Genomic DNA, 21597 nt, shown 5'->3' with positions numbered 1-21597 from the left:
CGCAACCGGCGCGCACAGCAGAGGAACCAGGTTCAGCAGATGAGTACCACCCCGGTGCGCGGCAACGCGGAGCGGTTCCACGAGGACTGGGCCCGGCTGCTCTCCGCCGACCACGGCATCGCCGTCCACCCCGGCCTGCTCGGCCGGCTGGTCGCGCGCACCGCCGCGCTGCTGCACCGCGCCCAGGAGGACGACCCGTTCGAGCCGAGGCTGGCCGCGCGGGCCGGCGCCGAACTGGTCGACGCGCACTTCACCGACCCGGTGCTGCTGGCCCGGGCGGTCGAGCTGCTCCAGGCGCAGCCCGTCCACGACGACCGCGGCCCGGCCCTGACCGGCGCCTTCGCGGCCGGCTGGGCGGGCGCCCTGCGCGAGCGCACGCTGATCGAGCAGGAGGCGATCCGCACCGCCGCCGACGCCGCCCGCAAGGAGGCCGAGCGGGCGCTGCGCGCGTCCGAGGCCCGGTTCCGGGCGCTGTTCGAGAGCGCCGCGATCGGCATCGGCATCGGCGACACCGACGGCAACATCATGGCGGTCAACAAGGCCCTCCAGGAGCTGTTCGGCGCGGGCCCGGAGGACATGATCGGGCGCCGGGTCGGCGACCTCGTGCACCCCGAGGACACCCCGGGCGTCTGGGAGGCGTACGAGGAGCTGATCAGCGGCAAGCGGGACTACTTCCAGTTCGACAAGCCGTACTACCGCCAGGACGGCGAGGTGATCTGGACGCACCTGACCGTCTCGCTGATCCGCGACGACGACGGCATCCCGCAGTACCAGGTCGCGATGCTGGAGGACGTCACCGACCGCTACCGGCTCCAGGAGCGGCTGCGCCACCAGGCCACCCACGACCCGCTGACCGGCCTGCCCAACCGCGCGGCCTTCTTCGAGCGGCTGGAGAAGCTGTTCGAGGAGCCCGAGCCGGGTGCCCGCTTCGGCCTCTGCTACGTCGACCTCGACGGCTTCAAGGTGGTCAACGACAGCCTCGGCCACGACATGGGCGACCAGCTGCTGGCCGCCGTCGGCGCCCGGCTGAAGGCCGCCCTCAGCCCGCTGGGCCACCTGGTCGCCCGGCTCGGCGGCGACGAGTTCGTCGTCCTGCTGGAGCGCTGCCGGGGCGAGCAGGAGGCGGTGGCCGCCGCGAAGACCGTGCTCAAGGCGCTCGCCGGGCCGGTGCTGATCGGCGACCACAAGCTCGCCGTCGGTGCCAGCGTCGGCGTGCTGGAGCGGCGGGTGTCCACCACCACCCCGGGCGCGGCCGTCCGCGCCGCCGACCTCACGCTGTACCGCGCCAAGGAGGCCGGCCGCGGCCGCTGGACGCTGTTCGACCCCAAGGAGAACGCCCGCGCGGTCAGCCGCTACGCGGTGTCGGTGCGGATGCCCGCGGCCCTCGACCGCGGCGAGTTCTTCATCGACTACCAGCCGCTCTACCGCCTCGCGGACGGCCGGCTGGCCGCCGTGGAGGCGCTGGTGCGCTGGCGCCACCCGCAGCTCGGCGTGCTCGGCCCGGACGAGTTCGTCACCACCGCCGAGGAGACCGGGTTGATCATGCCGCTCGGCCGCTGGGTGCTGGAGCAGGCCTGCGGTCAGGCCGCGGACTGGATCAAGCGGTACGGCGACGCCGCCCCGCAGCTGAACGTCAACCTGGCGGTCCGGCAGGCCCGCAGCGCCGCCCTGGTCACCGACCTTGGCCGGATCCTCGACGGCACCGGACTGGACCCGGCCCGGCTGCAGCTGGAGATCACCGAGTCGACCGTGGTCGGGCCCGAGGACGAGGCGCTGCGCACCCTGCACGGGCTGGTCGACCTCGGGGTGTCGCTGGCCGTGGACGACTTCGGCACCGGTTGGTCCAACCTCGCCTACCTGCGCGACCTGCCGGTCTCCGGGCTGAAGATCGCCGGTTCCTTCGTCGGCGACCTGCACGAACCGGGGAAGGACGAGTCCACCGGGTGGCGGATCGTCAGCGGACTGGTGTCGATGGCGCACGCGCTCGGGCTGAACGTCACCGCCGAGGGCGTGGAGACCCACCGGGACGCGGAGCGGCTGCGGACCATGGGCTGCGACTGGGCGCAGGGGTGGCACTTCGGGCGCCCGGTGCGGCCCGACGAGATCGCCCGGCGGATCGTGGAGGAGCCGACGGGGCGCCCGGTCGGGGAGCACTGAGGGCCGACGGCGCCCGGTTCCGCGTCGCGGGAGGCGCTTGCGTACCGGTCCTGCGACGGGTCGGTCCTGATCCGGAAAAGCGACCGACACCCGCGCCCGCCGTGCGGGATGATGACGCGTCACAATCCACCCCGGCACCGGTGCGCCCGCGGTCACGACCCCGCGCCGGTCCGGGCTGCGGGGGAGGGAAACGTCGCATGGGCACGACGGAGGACGCGGATCCGGCCGAGGGCGAACGGCGCGGGCCGAGGCCCCGGTCGGCCGCCGGAGCCGAGCCGGGGAATCCGCCGGGGAGCAGGGTGGAGCGGTGGTCGAGGGGGCGTTGGCGCTCCGAAGCCGCCTCTGACCGGCCCTCCCGGCTCGGGTCGGTCCCGCCCGGGTCGGTGTCTTCAGGGCCGGTGCCGCCCGGGGTGGATCCGCCGACCCGGGTTGACCCGCGCGCCGCGACCCGTCGGGCGCCCGCCGTCCCGCCGCGCTTCGACCCGGAGGCGGCGACGCGTCGGACGTCCCGCGCCGAGCCGCGGTTCGACCCGGAGGCGGCCACCCGTCGCAGGCCGGATCCCGGGCGGGGGTCCGACCCGGACGCGCTGACGGAGGCCCGGCCGGGGAGGCCGGGGAGGCCTGGGAGTCCGGGCCGGCCGGGGTATCCGACGCACCCGGGGCGTTCGGGCGGCGCCGACCCGGAGGCGGTCACCGAGGTCGTCCGGCCCAGGTCCGGGGCGGGAGGCGGAGGCGGCTCGCCCTCCTGGCAGGACGGCATCGGGCCCGGCGGTCCCGCTCCGGCCGGAGGCCCCGGCGGACGCCCGGGCTCCGACGGCTCGTTCGAGGGCGCCTTCCCGGACGCCCTGCGCGGCCGCTTCATCCCGCTGGGCCGGGCCGGGGCCGGTTCCGAGGGCACCGTCTGGTACGTCCGGCGCACCGACGGAGGCGGTGACGCGGCCGTCAAGGTGGCCGTCGCCGGCCACCCGATGGACCACGACCTGCTCGCCCACCTGCGCAACGACGGCTTCCGCCGGCACGTCCCGCACCTGATCGACTTCGGCCGGGTCGGCCACCACGGCGCCCAGGTGGACTGGGTGGCCATGGAGTACCTGCCGGTCACCCTCGCCGCGCACGTTGCCGGACTGTGGCGGGAGGGCGGCCACGGCGACCGGCGGACCACCGAGCAGATCGTCTACGAGCTCGTCGCCCTGCTCGACTTCTGGCAGCAGCGGATCAAGCGCAACCCGCTGGACTTCAAGCCCGCCAACATCCTGGTGCGCCCCGGCAGCGGGTCCGGGGAGTTCGTGATAGCCGACTTCGGCGGCGTCGACCGGCTCACCGACAGTCGCCGGTTCACCTCCGCGATGATGGTCACCGTCGCCTACATGGCACCCGAGCAGCTGGCCGGCAAGAACCACCAGGCCGGGCCCTGGTGGGGGCTCGGCAACGTGCTGTACGAGCTGTTCGTCGGCCGCCCGCGCTTCATCGGCGCGGACGGCGAGCGCCCGGCCGACCAGGAGCTGGAACTGGAACTGGTCATGGGCGAGGAGGTGGACCTCGCAGCCGTCCGTGACCCGCGCCAACTGCTGCTCCTCCAGGGGCTGTTCACCAAGAAGCCGGAGGACCGCTGGACCGCGCCGCAGGTCCGCGGCTGGCTGGCCGGCGGCACCCCCGAGGTGATCCGCCGCCGGCCGCAGGCGCAGGCCCGGGCGCACCGGCCGGTCACCTTTCTCGGCAACCCGTTCACCGACCCGGTCCGGCTCACCGAGGCGCTGCTCAAGAACTCCGGCGCGGCGGCCCGCTGGCTCTCCACCGGGGGAGCGGAACGGGTGCGCGACTGGCTGCGGGACGAGGTCGAGGACACCGTCTTCGACCTGCACTACCTCTCCGACGTGGCCCGGGCGCCCGGCTCCCGGCGCGAGTCCGTGGCCGCGGTCGCGGTGCTCGCCCTGGGCGCCGCCTTCGCCCCGGGCACCGTCCCGCACTACCGCGACCGCCCGATCGACACCACCGGCCTGGAACGCGTCGTCACCGAACCGGACGGCGCCGAGTTCATCGACGAACTGGTCCGGGGCGGGGCGCCGACCGTGGTCGCCCGCTACGACTGCTGCCACCCCGAGTGCGCGGGCGAGCACTGCTCGCGGCAGCTCGCGCTGGCCGGACTGCCGGAGGTGCTGGCCGAGGTGGACCGGCTGGCGCGCACCGTCGGCGGCGGCCGGCGCGGCGGCCACGGGCTCAGCCCCGAGGAACGCGAGGAGGCGCACCGGCAGGCGGTCTGGCTGAGCATCCGGCCCGAGGAGCGCGCACGGCTGCTCGGTCGGCTCTCGCCGCTGCCCGCCGCCCTGCACCGGCTGCCGCTGCCCGAGCGGGTGTCCGAGCTCGCGGCCGTGGTGGCCGCCACGGTGGTGGACGGCGCGCTGGCGGTGGACGCGGGCGCCCGCACCGCCGTACGGGCGGCGGCCCGCAGGCCGGCGCCCGACCCGGCGGCGGCCACCGCCCGGGACGTGGTGCGGCGCCGCTGGTCCGCGCTGCGGCGCCGGGCGGTGGGCGCCGACCCGGCGCAGCCGGGCGGACGGGCGGCCCTGATCGCGGCGGAGGCACTGCGGCGGCGCGGCCGGGGACGGTCCGAGCAGCCCGAGCAGCCCGAGCAGCCCGAGCGGCCCGAGCCGGAGGCCGGGGTACGACGGGAAGGGCGAGTGGCCCGGCTGTGGCGCAACCGGCGCCGGCGGCCCCCGGTGGACCGGCGGGCCCGACTGGCGGCCTGGTGGCCCTACGCCCGCACCGCGCTGCCGCGCCGGGCCGGGGCGGTCCTGGTGCTGCTCCTCGCCTTCGGACTGCTGCTGTGGGCGGGAGCGGTGCTCCGCTACCCGGTCGAGGCGGGCGAGAAGCTCGACCTCTCGCCCGCCGGCGCCTTCGGCGGTCACCTGCGCAACGCCGGCGACCACGCGGCCCGGCAGGTGGTCGGACAGCTCGGTGCGGGGCTCGTGGCGGCCGCCGTGATCGCCTTCTTCCCCGCCCGGGTGGGCATCGGCACGGCGCTGCTGACCGGGGCCGGGGCCGTCGCCATCGGCTACCTGCGGCTCGGGCCGCCGGTGACGGTGCCGGCGACGCCGCAGTCGGTGGCCGACCGGGTGGTCGTGTTCGAGGGCGGGATGGGGAGCTGGGCCGGCATCGCGGCGGTGGTGGCGATCGTGGTCTCGCTCGTCCTGGTGGAACGGGCCTCCAACCGGCTGCTGAAGCCCGCCCAGGAGGCGCGCAGCCAGGTCCGGGCGGCCTGGCGGCGGCTGGACGAGCGGAGCGCTGAGCACTCGCCCGGGGCCGCCGGCGGCGAACGGATGTGGAGCGCGCCGTCCGGGCGGTGGCGGACGGGCGGCGCGGGGACCCGCGACCGGGTGCGGTTCGCGCTCGGGACGACGGCGGTACTGGTGCTGCTGCTGTGGGCGGCGGTCGAGGTCAGGCTCGCGGCCACCGGGGTGCACCGGACGCCCGGCTCCTGGGGGACGGGACAGAGCGGCGCGGCCTACCAGGCCGGGTTCGTCCTGCTGCTGGCGGTGGTGTCGCTGGTGAGCGCCCTCGGGACTCCGGCCACCGCCCGGGGGCTGTTCGCGCTCTGGATCCCGGCCACCCTGTTCCTGGGGGCCTGGCCCGGGCCGCTGGGACCGATCGAGGCACTGCGGATACCGGTGTTCGAAGGGCCGTTCAGATCGATCGCCGGGCTGTGGGGGCACGGGGCCTTCTGGGCCGCCCTGCTGGTGATGCTGCCACTGGCGGCGTACGGGGGGCTGCGGACGGTCCGGGGACGGGCGGGGCGCAGGTGAGGGGCGACGACTGACAGCTGGCAGCGGACGGATGACGACTGACGACTGACGGATGACAGCTGACAGATTTCGAAATCTGTCAGCTGTCATCCGTCATCTGTTCGCTGTTCGCTGTTCGCTGCGGCCCGTTCTCTGCCGGTGCTCAGCCGACCAGTCGGGAGAGCTCGATCGAGTGTCCCGTCCGCTCCACCTTCGCCCGCAGGTAGCGGACGTTGCTCGCCGACAGGTGCACGCCCGTCGGCACCCGGTGCCGCACGACGATCCCCAGCTCGGCCAGCTGCGCCGCCTTGTCCGGGTTGTTGCTCAGCAGGTCGATGCCCGTGGCGCCGAGCGCGGCGAGCATCTGGGCGGCCGCGGTGTAGTCCCGGCCGTCCTCGGGCAGGCCGAGGGCGGTGTTGGCGTCGTACGTGTCCAGGCCGGAGTCCTGGAGGGCGTACGCGTCCAGCTTGTTGTAGAGCCCGATGCCGCGGCCCTCCTGCCGCAGGTAGAGCAGGTACCCGCCGGCCTCGCTGATCCGCTCCACCGACTCGCGCAGCTGCGGCCCGCAGTCGCAGCGGTCGGAGCCGAAGACGTCGCCGGTCAGGCACTCGGAGTGCAGCCGCACCAGCGGCGTCCCGCCCTCGGGGACCGTGCCGAGCGCGAGCGCCAGGTGCTCGGCACCGTCGGCGAGGCCGTGGAAGGTGAAGGTCTCCGCCTCGGCGCGGTAGCCGTCGGGGAAGGTCAGCGGGATGCGCACACGCGAGCGCACCGTGGCGGAGCCGGGCTGCGGCATGGGTGGGCCTCCGTGGATCGGGGATGGACCGGGACGAATCAGAGGTGGACCGGGACGAACCGGGTCGGTTCGACCGGTCCGGACGGATCGCGGTGGATCGGAGGTCGACCGTACTAGGTAGTTCCAATTTGAACAACTACCGGGCCGATGGGACGGGGCTCGACCGCGGAGGCGCACAACACCCCACCGGTCCCGACTGTTCCCACCAGGCCTTCCAGCATGTGGATGGTGCGGGAGCCGCGGTGTGGACACTGCGAGACTTGCCGCGTTTCCTGGGCACGTCCCTCAGGCCCGCCGGGACACCGCGCACGCCAATCGACGACCACGGAAGGGTCCTGACCAGATGCCGCTGACCCCCGCCACCCCCCACTCCTCCCCCCAGTCCTCCCCCCACTCCTCCCTCGACGCCGAGCGGCGCGCGATAGAGGCGCTCTACGCGGACGTGGTCCGCCGCAACCGGGGCGAGGACGAGTTCCACCAGGCCGTCCACGAGGTGCTGGAGACCCTCGCGCCGGTGCTCGCCCACCGCCCCGAGCTCCTCGACGCCCGGATCATCGAGCGGATCTGCGAGCCCGAGCGGCAGCTGATGTTCCGGGTGCCGTGGACGGACGACTCCGGTGACATCCACGTCAACCGCGGCTTCCGGGTGGAGTTCAGCAGCGCCCTCGGGCCGTACAAGGGCGGGCTGCGCTTCCACCCCTCGGTGAACCTCGGGATCGTCAAGTTCCTGGGCTTCGAGCAGATCTTCAAGAACGCGCTCACCGGTCTGCCCATTGGCGGGGGCAAGGGCGGCTCCGACTTCGACCCCAAGGGCCGGTCGGATGCCGAGATCATGCGGTTCTGCCAGTCCTTCATGACCGAGCTCTACCGCCACCTCGGCGAGTACACCGACGTGCCGGCCGGGGACATCGGCGTCGGCGGCCGGGAGATCGGCTACCTCTTCGGCCAGTACAAGCGGATCACCAACCGGTACGAGAGCGGCGTGCTCACCGGAAAGGGCCTCGGCTGGGGCGGCGCGCAGGTCCGTACCGAAGCCACCGGCTACGGCTGCGTCATGTTCACCTCCGAGATGCTGCACAGCCGCGGCGAGAGCCTGGACGGGCGCCGGGTGGTCGTCTCCGGGGCCGGCAACGTCGCGGTCTACGCGATCGAGAAGGCCCAGCAGCTCGGCGCGACCGTGCTCACCTGCTCCGACTCCTCCGGTTACGTGGTGGACGAGAAGGGCATCGACCTCGACCTGCTCAAGGAGGTCAAGGAGGTCCGGCGCGGCCGGGTCTCCGACTACGCCCGACTGCGCGGTGGCCACGTCCGGTTCGTCGAGGGCCCGGGGGTGTGGAGCGTTCCCTGCGACGTCGCGCTGCCCTGCGCCACTCAGAACGAGCTGGCGGAGGCCGACGCGCTGGCCCTGGTGCGCAACGGGGTGCTGGCCGTCGCCGAGGGCGCGAACATGCCCACGACCCCGGAGGCGGTGCGGGTGTTCCAGGAGGCCGGGGTGGCCTTCGGTCCGGGCAAGGCGGCGAACGCCGGCGGCGTCGCGACCAGCGCCCTGGAGATGCAGCAGAACGCCTCGCGCGACTCCTGGACCTTCGAGCACACCGAGGAGCGGCTGGCCGGGATCATGAAGCACGTCCATGACTCCTGCTTCACCACCGCCGAGCGCTACGGCCACCCGGGCAACTACGTGGTCGGTGCGAACATCGCCGGCTTCGAGCTGGTCGCCGACGCGATGCTGGCCCAGGGCCTGATCTGAGCCGCTGACGCGAGGCCCGCCGGCGCAAGGCCGCTGCCTCGGCCCCGCCGAGGAAGCGCCGCCGAACCCGAGCCGCCGACGGCCGTCACCCGACGGCCGTCACCCGGCGATCGGTACCCGACCGGAGCGGGCACCGATTGTCGGGTGCGGCAGGGTGGGTCCTTCCTACGGTGAGTGGCACAAGGGAAGGACGGGGTTGGCGTGCTGGAGCACCTGAACCGGGCGATGGACCGGATCGAACGAGACCTGGACCGCGAGGTCGACGTGGCCGAGCTGGCGCGGATCGCGATGACGTCGGAGTACCACTTCCGGCGGCTGTTCTCGATGCTCGCCGGGATGCCGTTGTCGGAGTACCTCCGGCGTCGGCGGCTCACCGTCGCCGGGGCCGAAGTCCTCGACGGTGAGCGGACGTTGCTCGACATCGCGGTCCGGTACGGGTACTCCTCGGGAGAGGCGTTCGCCCGGGCGTTCCGGGCCATGCACGGAGTCGGGCCGGGCGAGGTCCGGCGCGACGGTGCGGTGCTCGTCTCCCAGCCCCGGATGTCCTTCCGACTCGTCGTGGAGGGGAGCAGCAGCATGGAATACCGGATCGTGGAGAAGCCGGACTTCCGGATCGTCGGCAAGAAGGCCCGGGTCACCCTGATCTACGTGGGGATCAACCCGGGGATCGCCGAGTTCATCAAGGGGCTCGACAAGGACACGGTCGCTCGGATCGCGGCCCTGTCCGGGGACGACCCGGCCGGGATCCTTTCGGTGAGCGACGACTTCTCGCCGAACCGCGAGGAGGGGTCCGAACTCGACTACTGGCACGCGGTGGTGGCGCGCGAGGGCGTCGACGTCCCGGCGGATCTGGACGTGCTCGACGTCCCGGCCGGCACCTGGGCGGTGTTCACCAACACCGGGCCGTTCCCGCAGGCCCTGCAGGAGATGTGGGGGGACGTGGCGAGCCAGTGGTTCCCGTCCAACCCGTACGAGGCCCGGCCGGGTCCGGAGATCCTCCGGGTCCGCCCCGTGCCGGGGACGGGCGACGCCGAGGCGGAGCTGTGGATCCCGGTGGCACGGGCCGTGCGCAGCTGACGGATGGCGGGCGGCAGTCGACGGGCTCCTGCCGTCGGACACCTGTCGCCGGACGCCCGCCGTCGGACAACAGCCGACAGATAACCGATGACGAATAACAGATGACAGCTGACAGATTTCGAAATCTGTCAGCTGTCATCTGTTCGTCCACCCCGTTCGGCCCACCACCGCCCGCCAAACTCCGCCCCCGCCCCGCATGCTGGGGCGGGAGGTGCGGGGGCCGAGGCGCCGAAAAACCCGGGAGTTCCCGAGCAAGCTGCGAGGACAGACGCCATGAAGCAGACCTCTGTGACCACCAACGCCCCCTGCTGGACGGAGCTGGGTACCTCCGACCCGCCCGCCGCCCTGGCCTTCTACACCGAACTCTTCGGCTGGCAGGTGGACGGCACGGCCCGCCCCGGGCACGGCGACTACACCCAGATGCTGGTCGGGGGCGCCCCGGCCGCCGCCATCACCCCGCGCTACGCCCCGCAGCAGCCGATCGCCTGGACGGTCTGCATCGCGGTCGCCGACGCCGACGCCACCGCCGGGCGGGTCAAGGAGTTCGGCGGCCGGATCCTGAAGGACCCCACCGACGTCTCCGACTTCGGCCGCTTCTCGGTGACCGCCGACCCCTCCGGTGCGGTGCTCATCCTCTGGCAGGCCCGCGCCTTCCAGGGCGCCGGGGTGTTCAACGAGCCCGGCTCGCTCGGCTGGGTGGAACTGCTCACCCGGGACCCGTCCGGCGCGCTCGCCTACTACCCCAAGGTCTTCGGCTGGTCCGTCGCCCCCTCCGAGCACTACCCCCAATGGGGCCTGGACGGCCTGGACTTCGGCGGCATGCTGACGATGGACGACCGCTTCCCGCCCCAGGTTCCGCCGCACTGGCTGCCGTACTTCGCGGCCGCCGACGTCGACAACACCGTCAGCCGGGCGACGGCGCTCGGCGGGGACGTCCTGATGCCCGCCACCGGCGTGCCGGGAGGCCGGCGGATCGCCGTGCTGCGCGACCCCCAGGGCGCCGCGTTCGGCGTCTACACCGCCGGCGTCGAGGGCTGAGCGGCCCGCCTGAGGACGCGCGAGCGACGCCACCCGGCCACGGCCGCCAGCGCCGCTCCCGCGCTGACCAGGAGCGCCCCGAGCGGCACCACGTCGCCGATCCGGTCGTACCAGGTCAGCGTCCCGGGCGCGGTGAGCGGCAGCCGGACGCTCAGCACGCCGGTGCCGCCGGTACCGAGCCGGGCGAGCTCCCGGCCCTGGGCGTCGAAGACGGCCGAGACCCCGGTCAGCGAGCCCTGCACGGCCGGTCGGCCGGTCTCGGCGGCTCGGATCGCCGCCAGCGAGACGTGCTGCTCGGGCGCCCAGGTGCGCTGGAAGGTCGAGGTCGAGGACTGGTAGACCAGCACCCGGGCGCCGTCCCGGGCGGCGGTGCGGGCCATGTCGGGGAAGGCCGACTCGAAGCAGATCAGCGCCCCGACGGGCAGCGGCGCGCCCGCCCGGTCGGTGGCGGGCAGGACGTGGAAGGACGTGCCGGGCGCCCGGTTCTCGCCCGCCGCCCGGCTGACCCCGGCGATCCAGCCGAGCGCCGGCCGCAGCGGGATGTATTCGCCGAACGGCACCAGCCGGATCTTGCGGTAGCGGTCCACCACGCCGGCGGGGGAGACCAGTACCGCGTCCTTGGAGATCCGCCCGTCCGCCTTGCGCGCGTCCTCCCCGGCGACGACCTCGGCGCCGGTGGTCGCGGCGAGCCCGCGCAGCGTGTCCAGCGCGGCCGGGTCGCGGTCCAGGTCGGCGGTGGTGCTGCTCTCGCCCCACACGACCAGGTCCACCGGCTGCCCGACGAGTCCGGCCGTGATCCGCGCGCTCGCCTCGAACCGGGCCCTCGGGTCCTCCACGATGCCGGGCTGGACCAGTGCCACGGTCGCGGCCCCGTCCCTGGCGGGCGCCTCGCGCAGTGCGAACAGCAGCGGGCCGGAGGCCAGTACCAGCACGACGGCCCCGGCGGCGACGGCCCGCGGCCGCCGGTGCACCGCGGTCAGCGCGATCAGCACCCCGGTGTTCACCGCCGCCACCGCCGCGCTGACCAGCCAGATCCCGCCGGCCGAGGCCAGGGCGAGGATCGCCGGGTGCCGCCACTGGGTGGCGCCGAGCAGCGCCCACGGGCCGCCGAGCGCGGGCCAGGACCGCGCGTACTCGGTGGTCACCCAGGCCGCCGGCACGACCAGGAGCGCCAGGAGCGCCCGCCGGGCGGAGAGCGGGGGGTGCAGCAGCCGGTGCACGGTGTACCCGACGCCGCTCTGGAGCGCCCCGAGCAGCACCGCGAGCACCGGCAGCCCCGGCCCGATGGACGGGACCAGCCAGGACATCGCCGCGAGGATGAACCCCGCCCCGAACCACCAGCCGCGCACCGCCGCCTCCCGGCCCGACGGCGCCCGCTGCATCAGCAGCAGCCCGGGCACCAGCGCGATCCACGCCAGCCACGCCTGCCCGGGTTCGGGGAAGGCGAGCACCGGAACCGCTCCGGCCGCCAGCGCTCCCACCCGCCCCCGGTACCGGTGCGGTGCGTGCGGCTCCCGCCCCTCGGCGGGGGTCGTGGGGGGCGTGGTCGTCGTGGTCGGAGCAGGGCCGGTGGGAGCGGTGCGGCGCGACATGCCCCGTATTGTCCGCTCGGACCGCCCTCGGTGCCAGAGGGCCGCACGGGAGGCCGACGCGGATCGGCGGATAGGCGAATCATCGGAACAGCTGGATCACCCCCGAAATCACCTGCGTGAGGAGATTGGCCGCGGAAAGGAGGCCGACCGTGACCTTGATGCGCTCGAGGAGTTTCCCGTTCCCGGCCGTGCTGGTTTCGGTGTTCGTCGTCATGCTTCAAATCTGGTGTACCGGGACGTGTCGAATACGGGGCCGGGCAAAGCGTTACCGAGTGATACGTGGCGGGACCCGGAGGGACGGGAGTGGTGTAACGTTTTACGAGGGATTACGGAAAAAGGGGGCAATACGTGCAAAATGGTGGAGCGCTCGCCGACCTGACCATGCGACTTCGTGAGCTGCACCTCAACGCCGGCGAGCCCAGCACCCGCCGGATCGCCGCCGGGACCGCCGGCGCGGTGAGCCACAGCACCGTCCACCAGGCGCTGACCGGCAGGCGCCTGCCCAGGTGGGGCGCGCTGGAGCTGATCGTGGAGGCGCTCGGGGGAGATCCGGAGGAGTTCCGCGCCGCCTGGAAGTCCGCTCGGCTTCAGGAGGACCGCCCGGAGGAACCCGCCGACCGGGCGATGCCCGCGGACAGTCGCCGCTATCGGCTGTCGGAAGGGACGGAAACGGGTCTGGGGAGGCAGCGAATTGCGTACCGCATCGCCGAGAGGATGCTCGACTCCGGAAATCATCAAGAAGCTGCGATCTTCCTGAAGAAGGAATTCGAAGGGAGCCCTCGGAGCCCGTTGACGGTGTTGTACCTGCGCGCTCTGGCCAAGTCGAATGACAGCGGGATCACAGCTGTTCTGAAGATGCTCCGGGGCGTGGACATGGAGTCGGCGGACGCGGCCGAAGCGGTCGCCGATTACCTGGAGGACCACCTCGGGGACGTCGAGGCGTCGCTCGGACACATGCTGAACGCCCTTCGGCTCGACCCCGGCAACGGGCTGTACGCCTGGTCCGTGGCGGGCTATCTCGACTACCTGAACCGTCCGGAGGAGGCTCTGCCGTACTACCGGCGGGGCGCCGAGCTCTTCCCGACCGACAACCTCTGCGTGGCCGGCTGTGCCAGGGCGTTGGTCAAGGCCGGCCAGTTCGCCGAGGCCGAGCGGGTCGCCCGGTCGTCGGGCAGCGACGACATAGAGGTCAAGGAGTGGCTTGCCCAGGCCCTGGCACTCCAAGGGAAGTTCGACGAGGCGGAGCAGGAGCTGCGCCCGTTGACGGACCGGGCGTACATCGCGCAGATCCTGGCCCGGATCCTGCTGACCGCCGAGAGGTACGACGACGCGCTGAAACTGGTGGAACGACGCGTCGACGACGACCACGTCGGTCTCGCCTTCCAGGCCACCTACCTGGACGTCCTGATCGCCGCCGGCCGGACCGAGGAGGCCGAACGCTGGCGGGCCCGCCTCGAAGCGCAGTGGTGGGAACGCGAAGGCCGCCGGTCCTGACACCGGCGGCCTCCGCTCAGCGGGGCGTCACTCCTCGCCGCCCTCCAGGTCACCCTCGGTCTCCAGGAACGCGGCCTGCAGCTGCTCGATCAGCTGCGGGTCCGGCTGCTCCCACAGCCCGCGGCTCGCCGCCTCCAGCAGCCGCTCGCTGATCCCGTGCAGCGCCCACGGGTTGGCGCCCGCGAGGAACTCCCGGTTGACCGGGTCGAGGACGTACTCCTGGGTCAGCTTCTCGTACATCCAGTCCGCGACCACGCCCGTGGTGGCGTCGTAGCCGAACAGGTAGTCCACCGTCGCGGCCATCTCGAAGGCGCCCTTGTAGCCGTGGCGGCGCATCGCCTCGATCCAGCGCGGGTTGACCACCCGGGCGCGGAAGACGCGGGCGGCCTCCTCGGTCAGGGTGCGGGTGCGGACCGTCTCCGGGCGGGTCGAGTCGCCGATGTAGGCGGTCGGTGCCTTGCCGGTGAGGGCGCGCACGGTGGCCACCATGCCGCCGTGGTACTGGAAGTAGTCGTCCGAGTCGGCGATGTCGTGCTCGCGGGTGTCGGTGTTCTTCGCGGCGACGGTGATCCGCTTGTACGCGGTCTCCATCTCCTCGCGCGCCGGGCGCCCGTCCAGCCCGCGGCCGTACGCGTAGCCGCCCCAGACCGTGTACACCTCGGCCAGGTCGGCGTCGGTGCGCCAGTCCCGGCTGTCGATCAGCTGCAGCAGACCCGCCCCGTAGGTGCCCGGCCGGGAGCCGAAGACCCGGACGGTGGCCTTGCGCTCGTCGCCGTGCACGGCGAGGTCGGCCTGGACGTGGGCGCGCACGTAGTTCGACTCGGGGGACTCCTCCTGGGCGGCGGCCAGGCGCACCGCGTCGTCCAGCAGGGCGACGACGTGCGGGAAGGCGTCCCGGAAGAAGCCGGAGATGCGCAGCGTGACGTCGATGCGCGGACGGCCCAGCTCCTCCAGCGGGATCGGCTCCAGGCCGGTGACCCGGCGCGAGGCGTCGTCCCAGACCGGGCGCACGCCGAGCAGGGCGAAGGCCTCGGCGATGTCGTCGCCGGCCGTGCGCATCGCGCTGGTGCCCCAGAGCGAGAGCCCGACCGAGGGCGGGTAGGCGCCGTCGTTGTCGGCGGTGTACCGCTCGACCAGCGAGGTGGCGAGGGCCTGGCCGGTCTCCCAGGCGAGCTTGCTGGGGACGGCCTTCGGGTCGACGGAGTAGAAGTTGCGGCCGGTCGGCAGCACGTTGACCAGGCCGCGCAGCGGCGAGCCGGACGGGCCGGCCGGGACGAAGCCGCCCTGGAGCGCGTGCAGCACGGCGTCCAGCTCGTCGGTGGTGGCGGACAGCCGCGGCACCACCTGGGTGGCGGCGAAGTCCAGCACCTGGCGGACGGCCTCCTGGACGGTCTCCGGCAGCTCGGCGGTGACCTTCTCGACGGCCTCGGGTGCCCAGTCCTCCGCCTCCATGGCCTCGACCAGGGCGCGCGCCTTGGCCTCGGCCGCGTCGGTGGCGCCGAGGGTGAGTGCCGCCTCGTCCAGGCCGAGCGCCTCGCGCAGGCCGGGCAGGGCACTGACGCCGCCCCAGATCTGCCGGGCGCGCAGGATGGCGAGCACGATGTTGACCCGGTCGGTGCCGGCCGGAGCCTGGCCGAGGACGTGCAGACCGTCGCGGATCTGGGCGTCCTTGACCTCGCAGAGCCAGCCGTCGACGTGCAGCAGGAAGTCGTCGAAGCCGTCGTCCTCGGGGCGCTCGTCCAGGCCGAGGTCGTGGTCGAGCTTGGCGGCCTGGATCAGGGTCCAGATCTGGGCGCGGATCGCCGGCAGCTTGGCCGGGTCCATCGCGGCGATGTTGGAGTGCTCGTCCAGCAGCTGCTCCAGGCGCGCGATGTCGCCGTAGGAGTCGGCGCGGGCCATCGGCGGGACGAGGTGGTCGACGAGCGTGGCGTGGGCGCGGCGCTTGGCCTGGGTGCCCTCGCCCGGGTCGTTGACCAGGAAGGGGTAGACCAGCGGCAGGTCGCCGAGGACGGCGTCCGGGCCGCACTCGGCGGACAGCGCGGCGGTCTTGCCGGGCAGCCACTCCAGGTTGCCGTGCTTGCCGAGGTGGATCACCGCGTGGGCGCCGAAGCCGCCGTCCTCCTGGGCGGCCTCGATCCAGCGGTAGGCGGCCAGGTAGTGGTGGCTCGGCGGCAGGTCGGGGTCGTGGTAGATGGCGACCGGGTTCTCGCCGAAGCCGCGCGGCGGCTGGATCAGCACGAGCAGGTTCCCGGAGCGGATCGCGGCCAGCACGATGTCGCCGTCCGGGTTCTGCGAGCGGTCGACGTACAGCTCGCCGGGGGCCGGGCCCCAGTGCTCCTCGACCTGCTCGCGCAGGCCCTGCGGGAGGGTGGCGTACCAGCGGCGGTAGTCGGCCGCGGGGATGCGCACCGGGTTGCGGGCCAGCTGGTCCTCGGTGAGCCAGTCCTGGTCGTAGCCGCCGGCCGCGATCAGGGCGTGGATCAGCGCGTCGCCCTCGTGGCCGCCCTCGCCGCCGTCGAACGAGGGGAGGTCGTTCCCGAGGTCCATGCCCTCCGCGCGCAGCCGCTCGAGCAGCCGCACCGCACTGGCCGGGGTGTCCAGACCGACGGCGTTGCCGACCCGGGCGTGCTTGGTCGGGTACGCGGACAGCACCAGGGCGAGGCGGCGCTCGGCGGCCGGAACGTGCCGCAGCCGGGCGTGCTTGACGGCGGTGCCGGCGACGCGGGCGGCGCGCTCCGGGTCGGCGGCGTAGACGGTGAGGCCGTCCTCGTCCAGCTCCTTGAAGGAGAACGGGACGCTGATCAGGCGGCCGTCGAACTCCGGCACGGCGATCTGGGTGGCGGTGTCCAGCGGGGACAGGCCGTCGTCGCTGGCCTCCCACTGGGCGCGCGACCACGTGAGGCAGAGCGCCTGGAGGATCGGGCGGTCGAGGGCGGCCAGCGCGCCCGCGTCCCAGGCCTCCTCGTCCCCGCCGGCCTGGGCGTCGGCCGGGCGAGTGCCGCCGGCGGCGAGCACGGTGGTGACGATCGCGTCGGCCTCGCCGAGCGCGGCCAGCAGCTCGGGCTCGGCGCCGCGCAGCGAGGCGCAGTAGTAGGCCTTGGCCCGGGCTCCCTGGTCCTCGACGGCCCGGCAGAGCGTCTCCACGAAGGCGGTGTTGCCGCTCATGTGGTGGGCGCGGTAGTAGAGCACCGCGACGGTCGGGCCCTCGGTCGTACGGGCTTCGCGCTCCAGCGGGCCCCAGGCCGGGGCGGAGGCGGGCGGGGCGAAGCCGTGGCCGGTCAGCAGCACGGTGTCGGAGAGGAAGGCGCCCAGCTCGGCCAGGTTGGCCGCGCCGCCGTGGGCCAGGTAGGCGTGCGCCTCGGCGGCGATGCCGGCCGGGACGGTGGACAGCTCCATCAGCTGGGCGTCGGGGGCCTGCTCGCCCGTCAGCACGATGACCGGGCGGGGGCCGGCCAGCAGCGTGTCCAGGCCCTCCTGCCAGGCGCGGCGCCCGCCGAGCAGGCGGACCACGACGAGCTCGGTGCCCTCCAGCAGCGCGGGAAGGTCCTCGGGGGTGAGTCGGGCCGGGTTGCCGAGCCGGTAGCGCACCGGGCCCTCGGAAGCGCGGGCGCTGAGCAGGTCGGTGTCGGACGTCGACAGCAGCAGGATCATGTGAAGGCCCTCCCGGCCTTGTCGGTGGCCAGGGCGGCCGGGATCTGGGCCGGGTCGGCCGCTGAGACGGCCGGAGCGGCCGCGCGGTCGACCGGGGTGGTCGTGGCGGCGGCCGGAACGGCCGTGATGGCGGCCGGGGACGCGGGCGCGGGCATGCGACAGCGCTGGAACATGTCTGCCTTCCTCGGGGTCCGCGCCCCGGGCCGGTGGAGGACGGCAGGAGTTCCTGGCTCCCGCGGCCGACCGGTCTACCGGTGAACCGCGGTCACAGTGGCGGGACCGCACCGGGTTCGCACCGGTTTCCTCCCCTGCGCCGTCGCTGGCGTGTGGGCGGCCCGCTGGGACCGCCCGTCAGCATCGTACGGGGTACGGCTGACCTGGGGGAGAGTGAGCTTTCGGACGTTCGGGCATGCGAGGCGACGACGAGGCGGCGGTGAAGCGGGGCCGAAGCGGGGCCGAAGCGGGGCCGAAGCGCGACGAAGAGGGGCCGAGGCGGGGGGCACAGCGGGGCCGAAGCGGGGGCGGGGCCGGTGGTGAAGCCGATGAGGTGGTCGGAGCGCGGCCGGGATGCAGCCGGGATGCGACCGAGGTGCGGCCTGGGTGTGATGCAGCGGACGGAGGCAAGCGATCGGATCATCTGTATGCTCGCCGCCATGCCACCGACACCCGACGCCACCGCGCCGGGCGCCGCAGGACCCGACCGGGAGGTGCCCGACCGGGGGCGTGCGGACGCCTGCCCCGGAGCGCTTCGTCTGCATACGGCCGACGACGGCGCCCTCGCCCGGATCCGCCTGCCCGGGGGGCTACTGACGGACCGTCAGGCCCTCGCCCTCGCCGAGGCGGCCGAGGCCCTCGGCGACGGCGAGCTGGAGACCACCTCGCGCGGCAACGTCCAGCTGCGCGGCCTGGCCCCGCACTGCGCGGCCGAACTCGCCGACCGGCTGCGCGCCGTCGGACTGCTGCCCTCGGACACCCACGAGCGGGTCCGCAACATCGTCGCCTCACCGGCGGCCGGACTGGACGCCGCGGGCGGCCCCGGCAGAGCCGATGTACAGGCCTGGGTGCGGGAGTTGGACGCACGACTGTGCGCGAGCGACTGGGCGGCCGGGCTCTCCGGCAAGTTCCTGTTCGCGCTGGACGACGGGCGGGGCGACGTCGCCGCGCTCGACGCCGATGTGACATTGATCGCAGGCCCGGACGGCACCCGGCTGCTGCGCCTCGGGCGAGCCGACCGCGGACACCCGGTCGAGGCCGGGCAGGAGGTGACGGCCGTACTGGACGCGGCCCGCTCCTTCCTGGCGGCGCTGCGGACCAATGGGCGCAAGGCCTGGCACCTGCGCGAGGTCCCCGACCTGCTGCCGGCCGGCCCGGTGCCGCTGCCCGCCTTCGCCGGTGCCGCGCCCGCCGTCGGCGCGCTGCCCGGCGGGCTCTCGGTGGGACTGCGCTTCGGCCGGGCGGACGCCGGGCAGTGGCGGACGCTGGTCGCCGCCTCGGCCGGCGAACTGCGACTGACCCCCTGGCGCGGGGCGGTGCTGCCCGGCGCTCCGGCCGACCGGCTGCCGGCGCTCGCCGCGGCCGGCTTCCGCACCGAGCCCGGCTCGGCCTGGGAGCGGGCCACCGCCTGCACCGGACTGCCGGGCTGCGCCAAGTCGCTGGCCGACGTCCGCTCGGACGCGGCCCGGGCGTTGGACGCCGGTGCCGGTGCCGGTGACGCTGCGGGAGCGGGTGCCGCGCCGGCCGCCGGTGCCGGTGCCGCGGCGGGAATGGGTCTCGCGGTGGGGGCCGGCGCCGGGCCCACAGGTGTGCTGCCCGTCCACTGGTCGGGCTGTGAACGGCGCTGCGGCCACCCGGCCGGGCGCTGGGTGGACGTGCTCGCCACAGGGCGCGGCTACCGGGTGACGGTGAACGCCGCGGGAGCCGGTGCGACGGCTGCCGATGCGGTGGACGTCAAGGACGCGACGGGCGTCGACGTGACGAACGAGGAGATGGCCGAGGCGGTCGCCGAGGCCAGGAGGACCACGAAGTGATCGAGTACGAGAAGGACGGCGCGTCCATCTACCGCCAGTCCTTTGCCACCATCCGCGCGGAGGCCGATCTGGCCGCCCTTCCGGCGGACGTCTCCCAGGTCGCGGTGCGGATGATCCACGCCTGCGGCATGGTCGACCTGGTCGAGGACCTGGTGTACTCGCCCGGTGTGGTCGCCTCCGCGCGTGCCGCGCTGCACGCCGGTGCGCCCATCCTCTGCGACGTCAACATGGTCGCGAGCGGCGTCACCCGCAAGCGGCTGCCCGCCGACAACGAGGTGATCTGCACCCTCACCGACCCGTCGGTGCCCGAACTCGCCCGGAAGATGGGCAACACCCGAAGCGCCGCGGCCATGGAGCTGTGGCTGCCCCGGCTGGAGGGCGCGGTGGTCGCCGTCGGCAACGCGCCGACCTCGCTGTTCCGGCTGTTGGAGATGATCGAGGCCGGCGCACCGCGACCGGCCGCGGTGATCGGCGTTCCGGTCGGCTTCATCGGTGCCGCCGAGTCCAAGCAGGCCCTGGCCGAGCACCCGTCCGGCCTGGAGCACCTGGTGGTGCGCGGCCGGCGCGGCGGCAGCGCGATGGCCGCCGCCGCCGTCAACGCGATTGCGAGCGAAGAAGAGTGACGGAGCATCAGAACCCCACGGGCCGGCTGTACGGTGTCGGGCTCGGTCCGGGCGACCCGTCGCTGGTGACCGTCCGGGCCGCCGAACTCATCGGCAAGGCCGACGTGGTGGCCTACCACAGCGCCCGGCACGGGCGGTCCATCGCGCGCTCGATCGCCGAGCGGTACCTGACGGACGGTCAGATCGAGGAGAAGCTGGTCTACCCGCTCACCGTCGAGACCACCGACCACCCGGGCGGCTACCGCGGCGCGCTGGACGACTTCTACCAGGAGGCCGCCGCCCGGCTGGCCGCCCACCTGGACGCCGGGCGCGACGTGGTGGTCCTCGCCGAGGGCGACCCGCTCTTCTACGGCTCCTACCAGCACATGCACAAGCGGCTCGCGCACCGCTACCCGACCGAGGTGGTGCCGGGCGTGACCTCGCTCAGCGCGGCCGCGGCCCGGCTCGGACAGCCGCTGACCGAGGCCGAGGAGACGCTCACCGTCATTCCCGGCACGCTGCCCGAGGAGGAGCTGACGGCGCGGATCGCGGCCGCCGACTCGGCCGTGATCATGAAGCTGGGGCGCACCTTCCCGACCGTCCGCCGGGCCCTGGAACGGGCCGGGCGGCTGGCGGACGCGCAGTACGTGGAGCGGGCCTTCATGGCGGGGGAGCGGGTCGCGCCGCTCGCCGAGGTCGAGGACGAAACGGTGCCGTACTTCTCGGTCGCGGTGCTGCCGAGCAAGGTCGCGCCGCTGGAGCCGGAGATCCGGCTGTCGGACGGCGTCGGCAGTGTGACCGTGGTCGGCACCGGGCCGGCCGGGCCGCTCTGGCTGACCGCCGAGGCTCGCGGCGCGCTGTCCGAGGCCACCGACCTGGTCGGCTACACCACCTACCTGGACCGGGTGCCGGAACGGCCGGGGCAGCGGCGGCACGGCTCGGACAACAAGGTGGAGTCGGAGCGCGCCGAGTACGCCCTGGACCTCGCCCGGCGCGGGCACCGCGTCGCGGTGGTCTCCTCGGGTGACCCGGGGGTGTTCGCGATGGCCACCGCGGTGCTGGAGGTCGCCTGCGAGGAGGCGTACCGGGACGTCCCGGTGCGGGTGCTCCCGGGGATGACCGCCGCCCATGCGGCCGCCTCCCGGGTCGGCGCCCCGCTCGGGCACGACTACGCGACGATCTCGCTCTCGGACCGGCTCAAGCCCTGGGGCGTGGTGGCGAAGCGGCTGCGCGCCGCCGCCGGGGCGGACCTGGTGCTCGCGCTGTACAACCCGGGCTCGAAGTCCCGGACCACCCAGGTCGGGCTCGCCCGGGACCTGCTGCTGGAGTACCGGGCGCCGGAGACCCCGGTGGTGATGGCCCGCGACGTCGGCGGCCCGACCGAGCGGGTGCGGATCGTCCGGCTGGGCGAGCTGGACCCGGCGCTGGTCGACATGCGGACCGTCCTGCTGATCGGCTCCTCGCAGACCCGGGCGGTCGAGCGGGGCGGCGGCGTGGAGGTCGTCTGGACGCCGCGTCGGTACCCGGAGGAGTAACGGGCGACGGATGACAGCGAACAGATTTCATCATCTGTTCGCTGTCATCCGTTATTTGTCATTCGTCAGCTGTCAGCCGTCGGCTGTCACTCGTCACTCGTC

At 74.0% G+C, this 21597-nt stretch carries 14 protein-coding genes and 1 riboswitch; of the genes, 9 read left to right on the top strand and 5 right to left on the bottom strand.

Annotation, left to right across the window (positions count from 1 at the left end):
• Positions 1 to 39 precede the first annotated feature (39 nt).
• Positions 40 to 2157 carry a putative bifunctional diguanylate cyclase/phosphodiesterase gene (locus ACWGJO_RS03970; protein ID WP_452182010.1) on the top strand — a complete coding sequence of 706 codons (2118 nt, stop codon included), beginning with the start codon at positions 40 to 42 and terminating at the stop codon, positions 2155 to 2157.
• A 410-nt stretch (positions 2158 to 2567) separates the two neighbouring features.
• A complete protein-coding gene (locus ACWGJO_RS03965; RefSeq protein ID WP_452182009.1) occupies positions 2568 to 5957 on the top strand; it encodes a protein kinase domain-containing protein in 3390 nt (1129 codons plus the stop codon).
• Between the two features lie 142 nt (positions 5958 to 6099).
• Here ACWGJO_RS03965 and ACWGJO_RS03960 read toward each other — a convergent pair whose 3' ends face one another.
• Positions 6100 to 6729 (bottom strand): GTP cyclohydrolase II, encoded by a 630-nt coding sequence (locus tag ACWGJO_RS03960; RefSeq protein WP_387727691.1) that lies wholly within the window; start codon positions 6727 to 6729, stop codon positions 6100 to 6102.
• A 343-nt stretch (positions 6730 to 7072) separates the two neighbouring features.
• Between ACWGJO_RS03960 and gdhA the strand changes: the two genes are divergently transcribed.
• The 3 genes from gdhA to ACWGJO_RS03945 all read left to right on the top strand — a co-directional run bounded on the left by gdhA (position 7073) and on the right by ACWGJO_RS03945 (position 10594).
• On the top strand, positions 7073 to 8479 hold the full coding sequence (gene gdhA / locus ACWGJO_RS03955; RefSeq protein ID WP_452182008.1) for an NADP-specific glutamate dehydrogenase: 1407 nt from the start codon (positions 7073 to 7075) through the stop codon (positions 8477 to 8479).
• 201 nt (positions 8480 to 8680) lie between these two features.
• The gene (locus ACWGJO_RS03950) at positions 8681 to 9556 is read left to right on the top strand and encodes an AraC family transcriptional regulator (protein ID WP_452182007.1); all 876 of its coding nucleotides are present in this window, start codon (positions 8681 to 8683) and stop codon (positions 9554 to 9556) included.
• A gap of 273 nt (positions 9557 to 9829) precedes the next feature.
• Positions 9830 to 10594, top strand: a complete 765-nt coding sequence (locus tag ACWGJO_RS03945) for a VOC family protein (RefSeq protein ID WP_452182005.1) — start codon at positions 9830 to 9832, stop codon at positions 10592 to 10594.
• On the opposite strand, the gene lnt is transcribed toward ACWGJO_RS03945, so the two are convergent.
• Together lnt and ACWGJO_RS03935 are read right to left on the bottom strand one after the other, a co-directional pair.
• Positions 10570 to 12186, bottom strand: a complete 1617-nt coding sequence (lnt, locus tag ACWGJO_RS03940; protein ID WP_452182004.1) for an apolipoprotein N-acyltransferase — start codon at positions 12184 to 12186, stop codon at positions 10570 to 10572. The genes ACWGJO_RS03945 and lnt overlap by 25 nt on opposite strands.
• A gap of 79 nt (positions 12187 to 12265) precedes the next feature.
• The gene (locus ACWGJO_RS03935) at positions 12266 to 12400 is read right to left on the bottom strand and encodes a hypothetical protein (RefSeq protein ID WP_387685194.1); all 135 of its coding nucleotides are present in this window, start codon (positions 12398 to 12400) and stop codon (positions 12266 to 12268) included.
• A 134-nt stretch (positions 12401 to 12534) separates the two neighbouring features.
• Between ACWGJO_RS03935 and ACWGJO_RS03930 the strand changes: the two genes are divergently transcribed.
• A complete protein-coding gene (locus ACWGJO_RS03930; RefSeq protein ID WP_452182003.1) occupies positions 12535 to 13680 on the top strand; it encodes a tetratricopeptide repeat protein in 1146 nt (381 codons plus the stop codon).
• A gap of 27 nt (positions 13681 to 13707) precedes the next feature.
• Here ACWGJO_RS03930 and cobN read toward each other — a convergent pair whose 3' ends face one another.
• Both cobN and ACWGJO_RS03920 read right to left on the bottom strand, forming a co-directional pair.
• The gene (gene cobN / locus ACWGJO_RS03925; protein ID WP_452182002.1) at positions 13708 to 17331 is read right to left on the bottom strand and encodes a cobaltochelatase subunit CobN; all 3624 of its coding nucleotides are present in this window, start codon (positions 17329 to 17331) and stop codon (positions 13708 to 13710) included.
• Positions 17328 to 17504, bottom strand: coding sequence for a hypothetical protein (locus ACWGJO_RS03920; RefSeq protein ID WP_452182001.1), 177 nt, complete (start codon positions 17502 to 17504; stop codon positions 17328 to 17330). The genes cobN and ACWGJO_RS03920 overlap by 4 nt, the downstream gene beginning before the upstream one ends.
• 47 nt (positions 17505 to 17551) lie before the next feature.
• Positions 17552 to 17637: riboswitch (cobalamin riboswitch) on the bottom strand.
• A gap of 347 nt (positions 17638 to 17984) precedes the next feature.
• Between ACWGJO_RS03920 and ACWGJO_RS03915 the strand changes: the two genes are divergently transcribed.
• From ACWGJO_RS03915 to ACWGJO_RS03905, 3 genes are read left to right on the top strand one after another with little or no spacing between them, the layout of a single operon-like run.
• On the top strand, positions 17985 to 19358 hold the full coding sequence (locus tag ACWGJO_RS03915) for a hypothetical protein (RefSeq protein WP_452182000.1): 1374 nt from the start codon (positions 17985 to 17987) through the stop codon (positions 19356 to 19358).
• Positions 19355 to 19981 (top strand): precorrin-8X methylmutase, encoded by a 627-nt coding sequence (locus ACWGJO_RS03910; RefSeq protein WP_359901678.1) that lies wholly within the window; start codon positions 19355 to 19357, stop codon positions 19979 to 19981. Before ACWGJO_RS03915 ends, ACWGJO_RS03910 begins: the two co-directional genes overlap by 4 nt.
• On the top strand, positions 19978 to 21495 hold the full coding sequence (locus tag ACWGJO_RS03905) for a precorrin-2 C(20)-methyltransferase (protein ID WP_452181999.1): 1518 nt from the start codon (positions 19978 to 19980) through the stop codon (positions 21493 to 21495). Before ACWGJO_RS03910 ends, ACWGJO_RS03905 begins: the two co-directional genes overlap by 4 nt.
• Positions 21496 to 21597 lie beyond the last annotated feature (102 nt).

The organism is Kitasatospora sp. NPDC054795 (assembly GCF_053611565.1).
The sequence above is the reverse complement of the archived record's forward strand: the minus strand, read 5'-3'. Positions and strand labels throughout refer to the sequence as shown.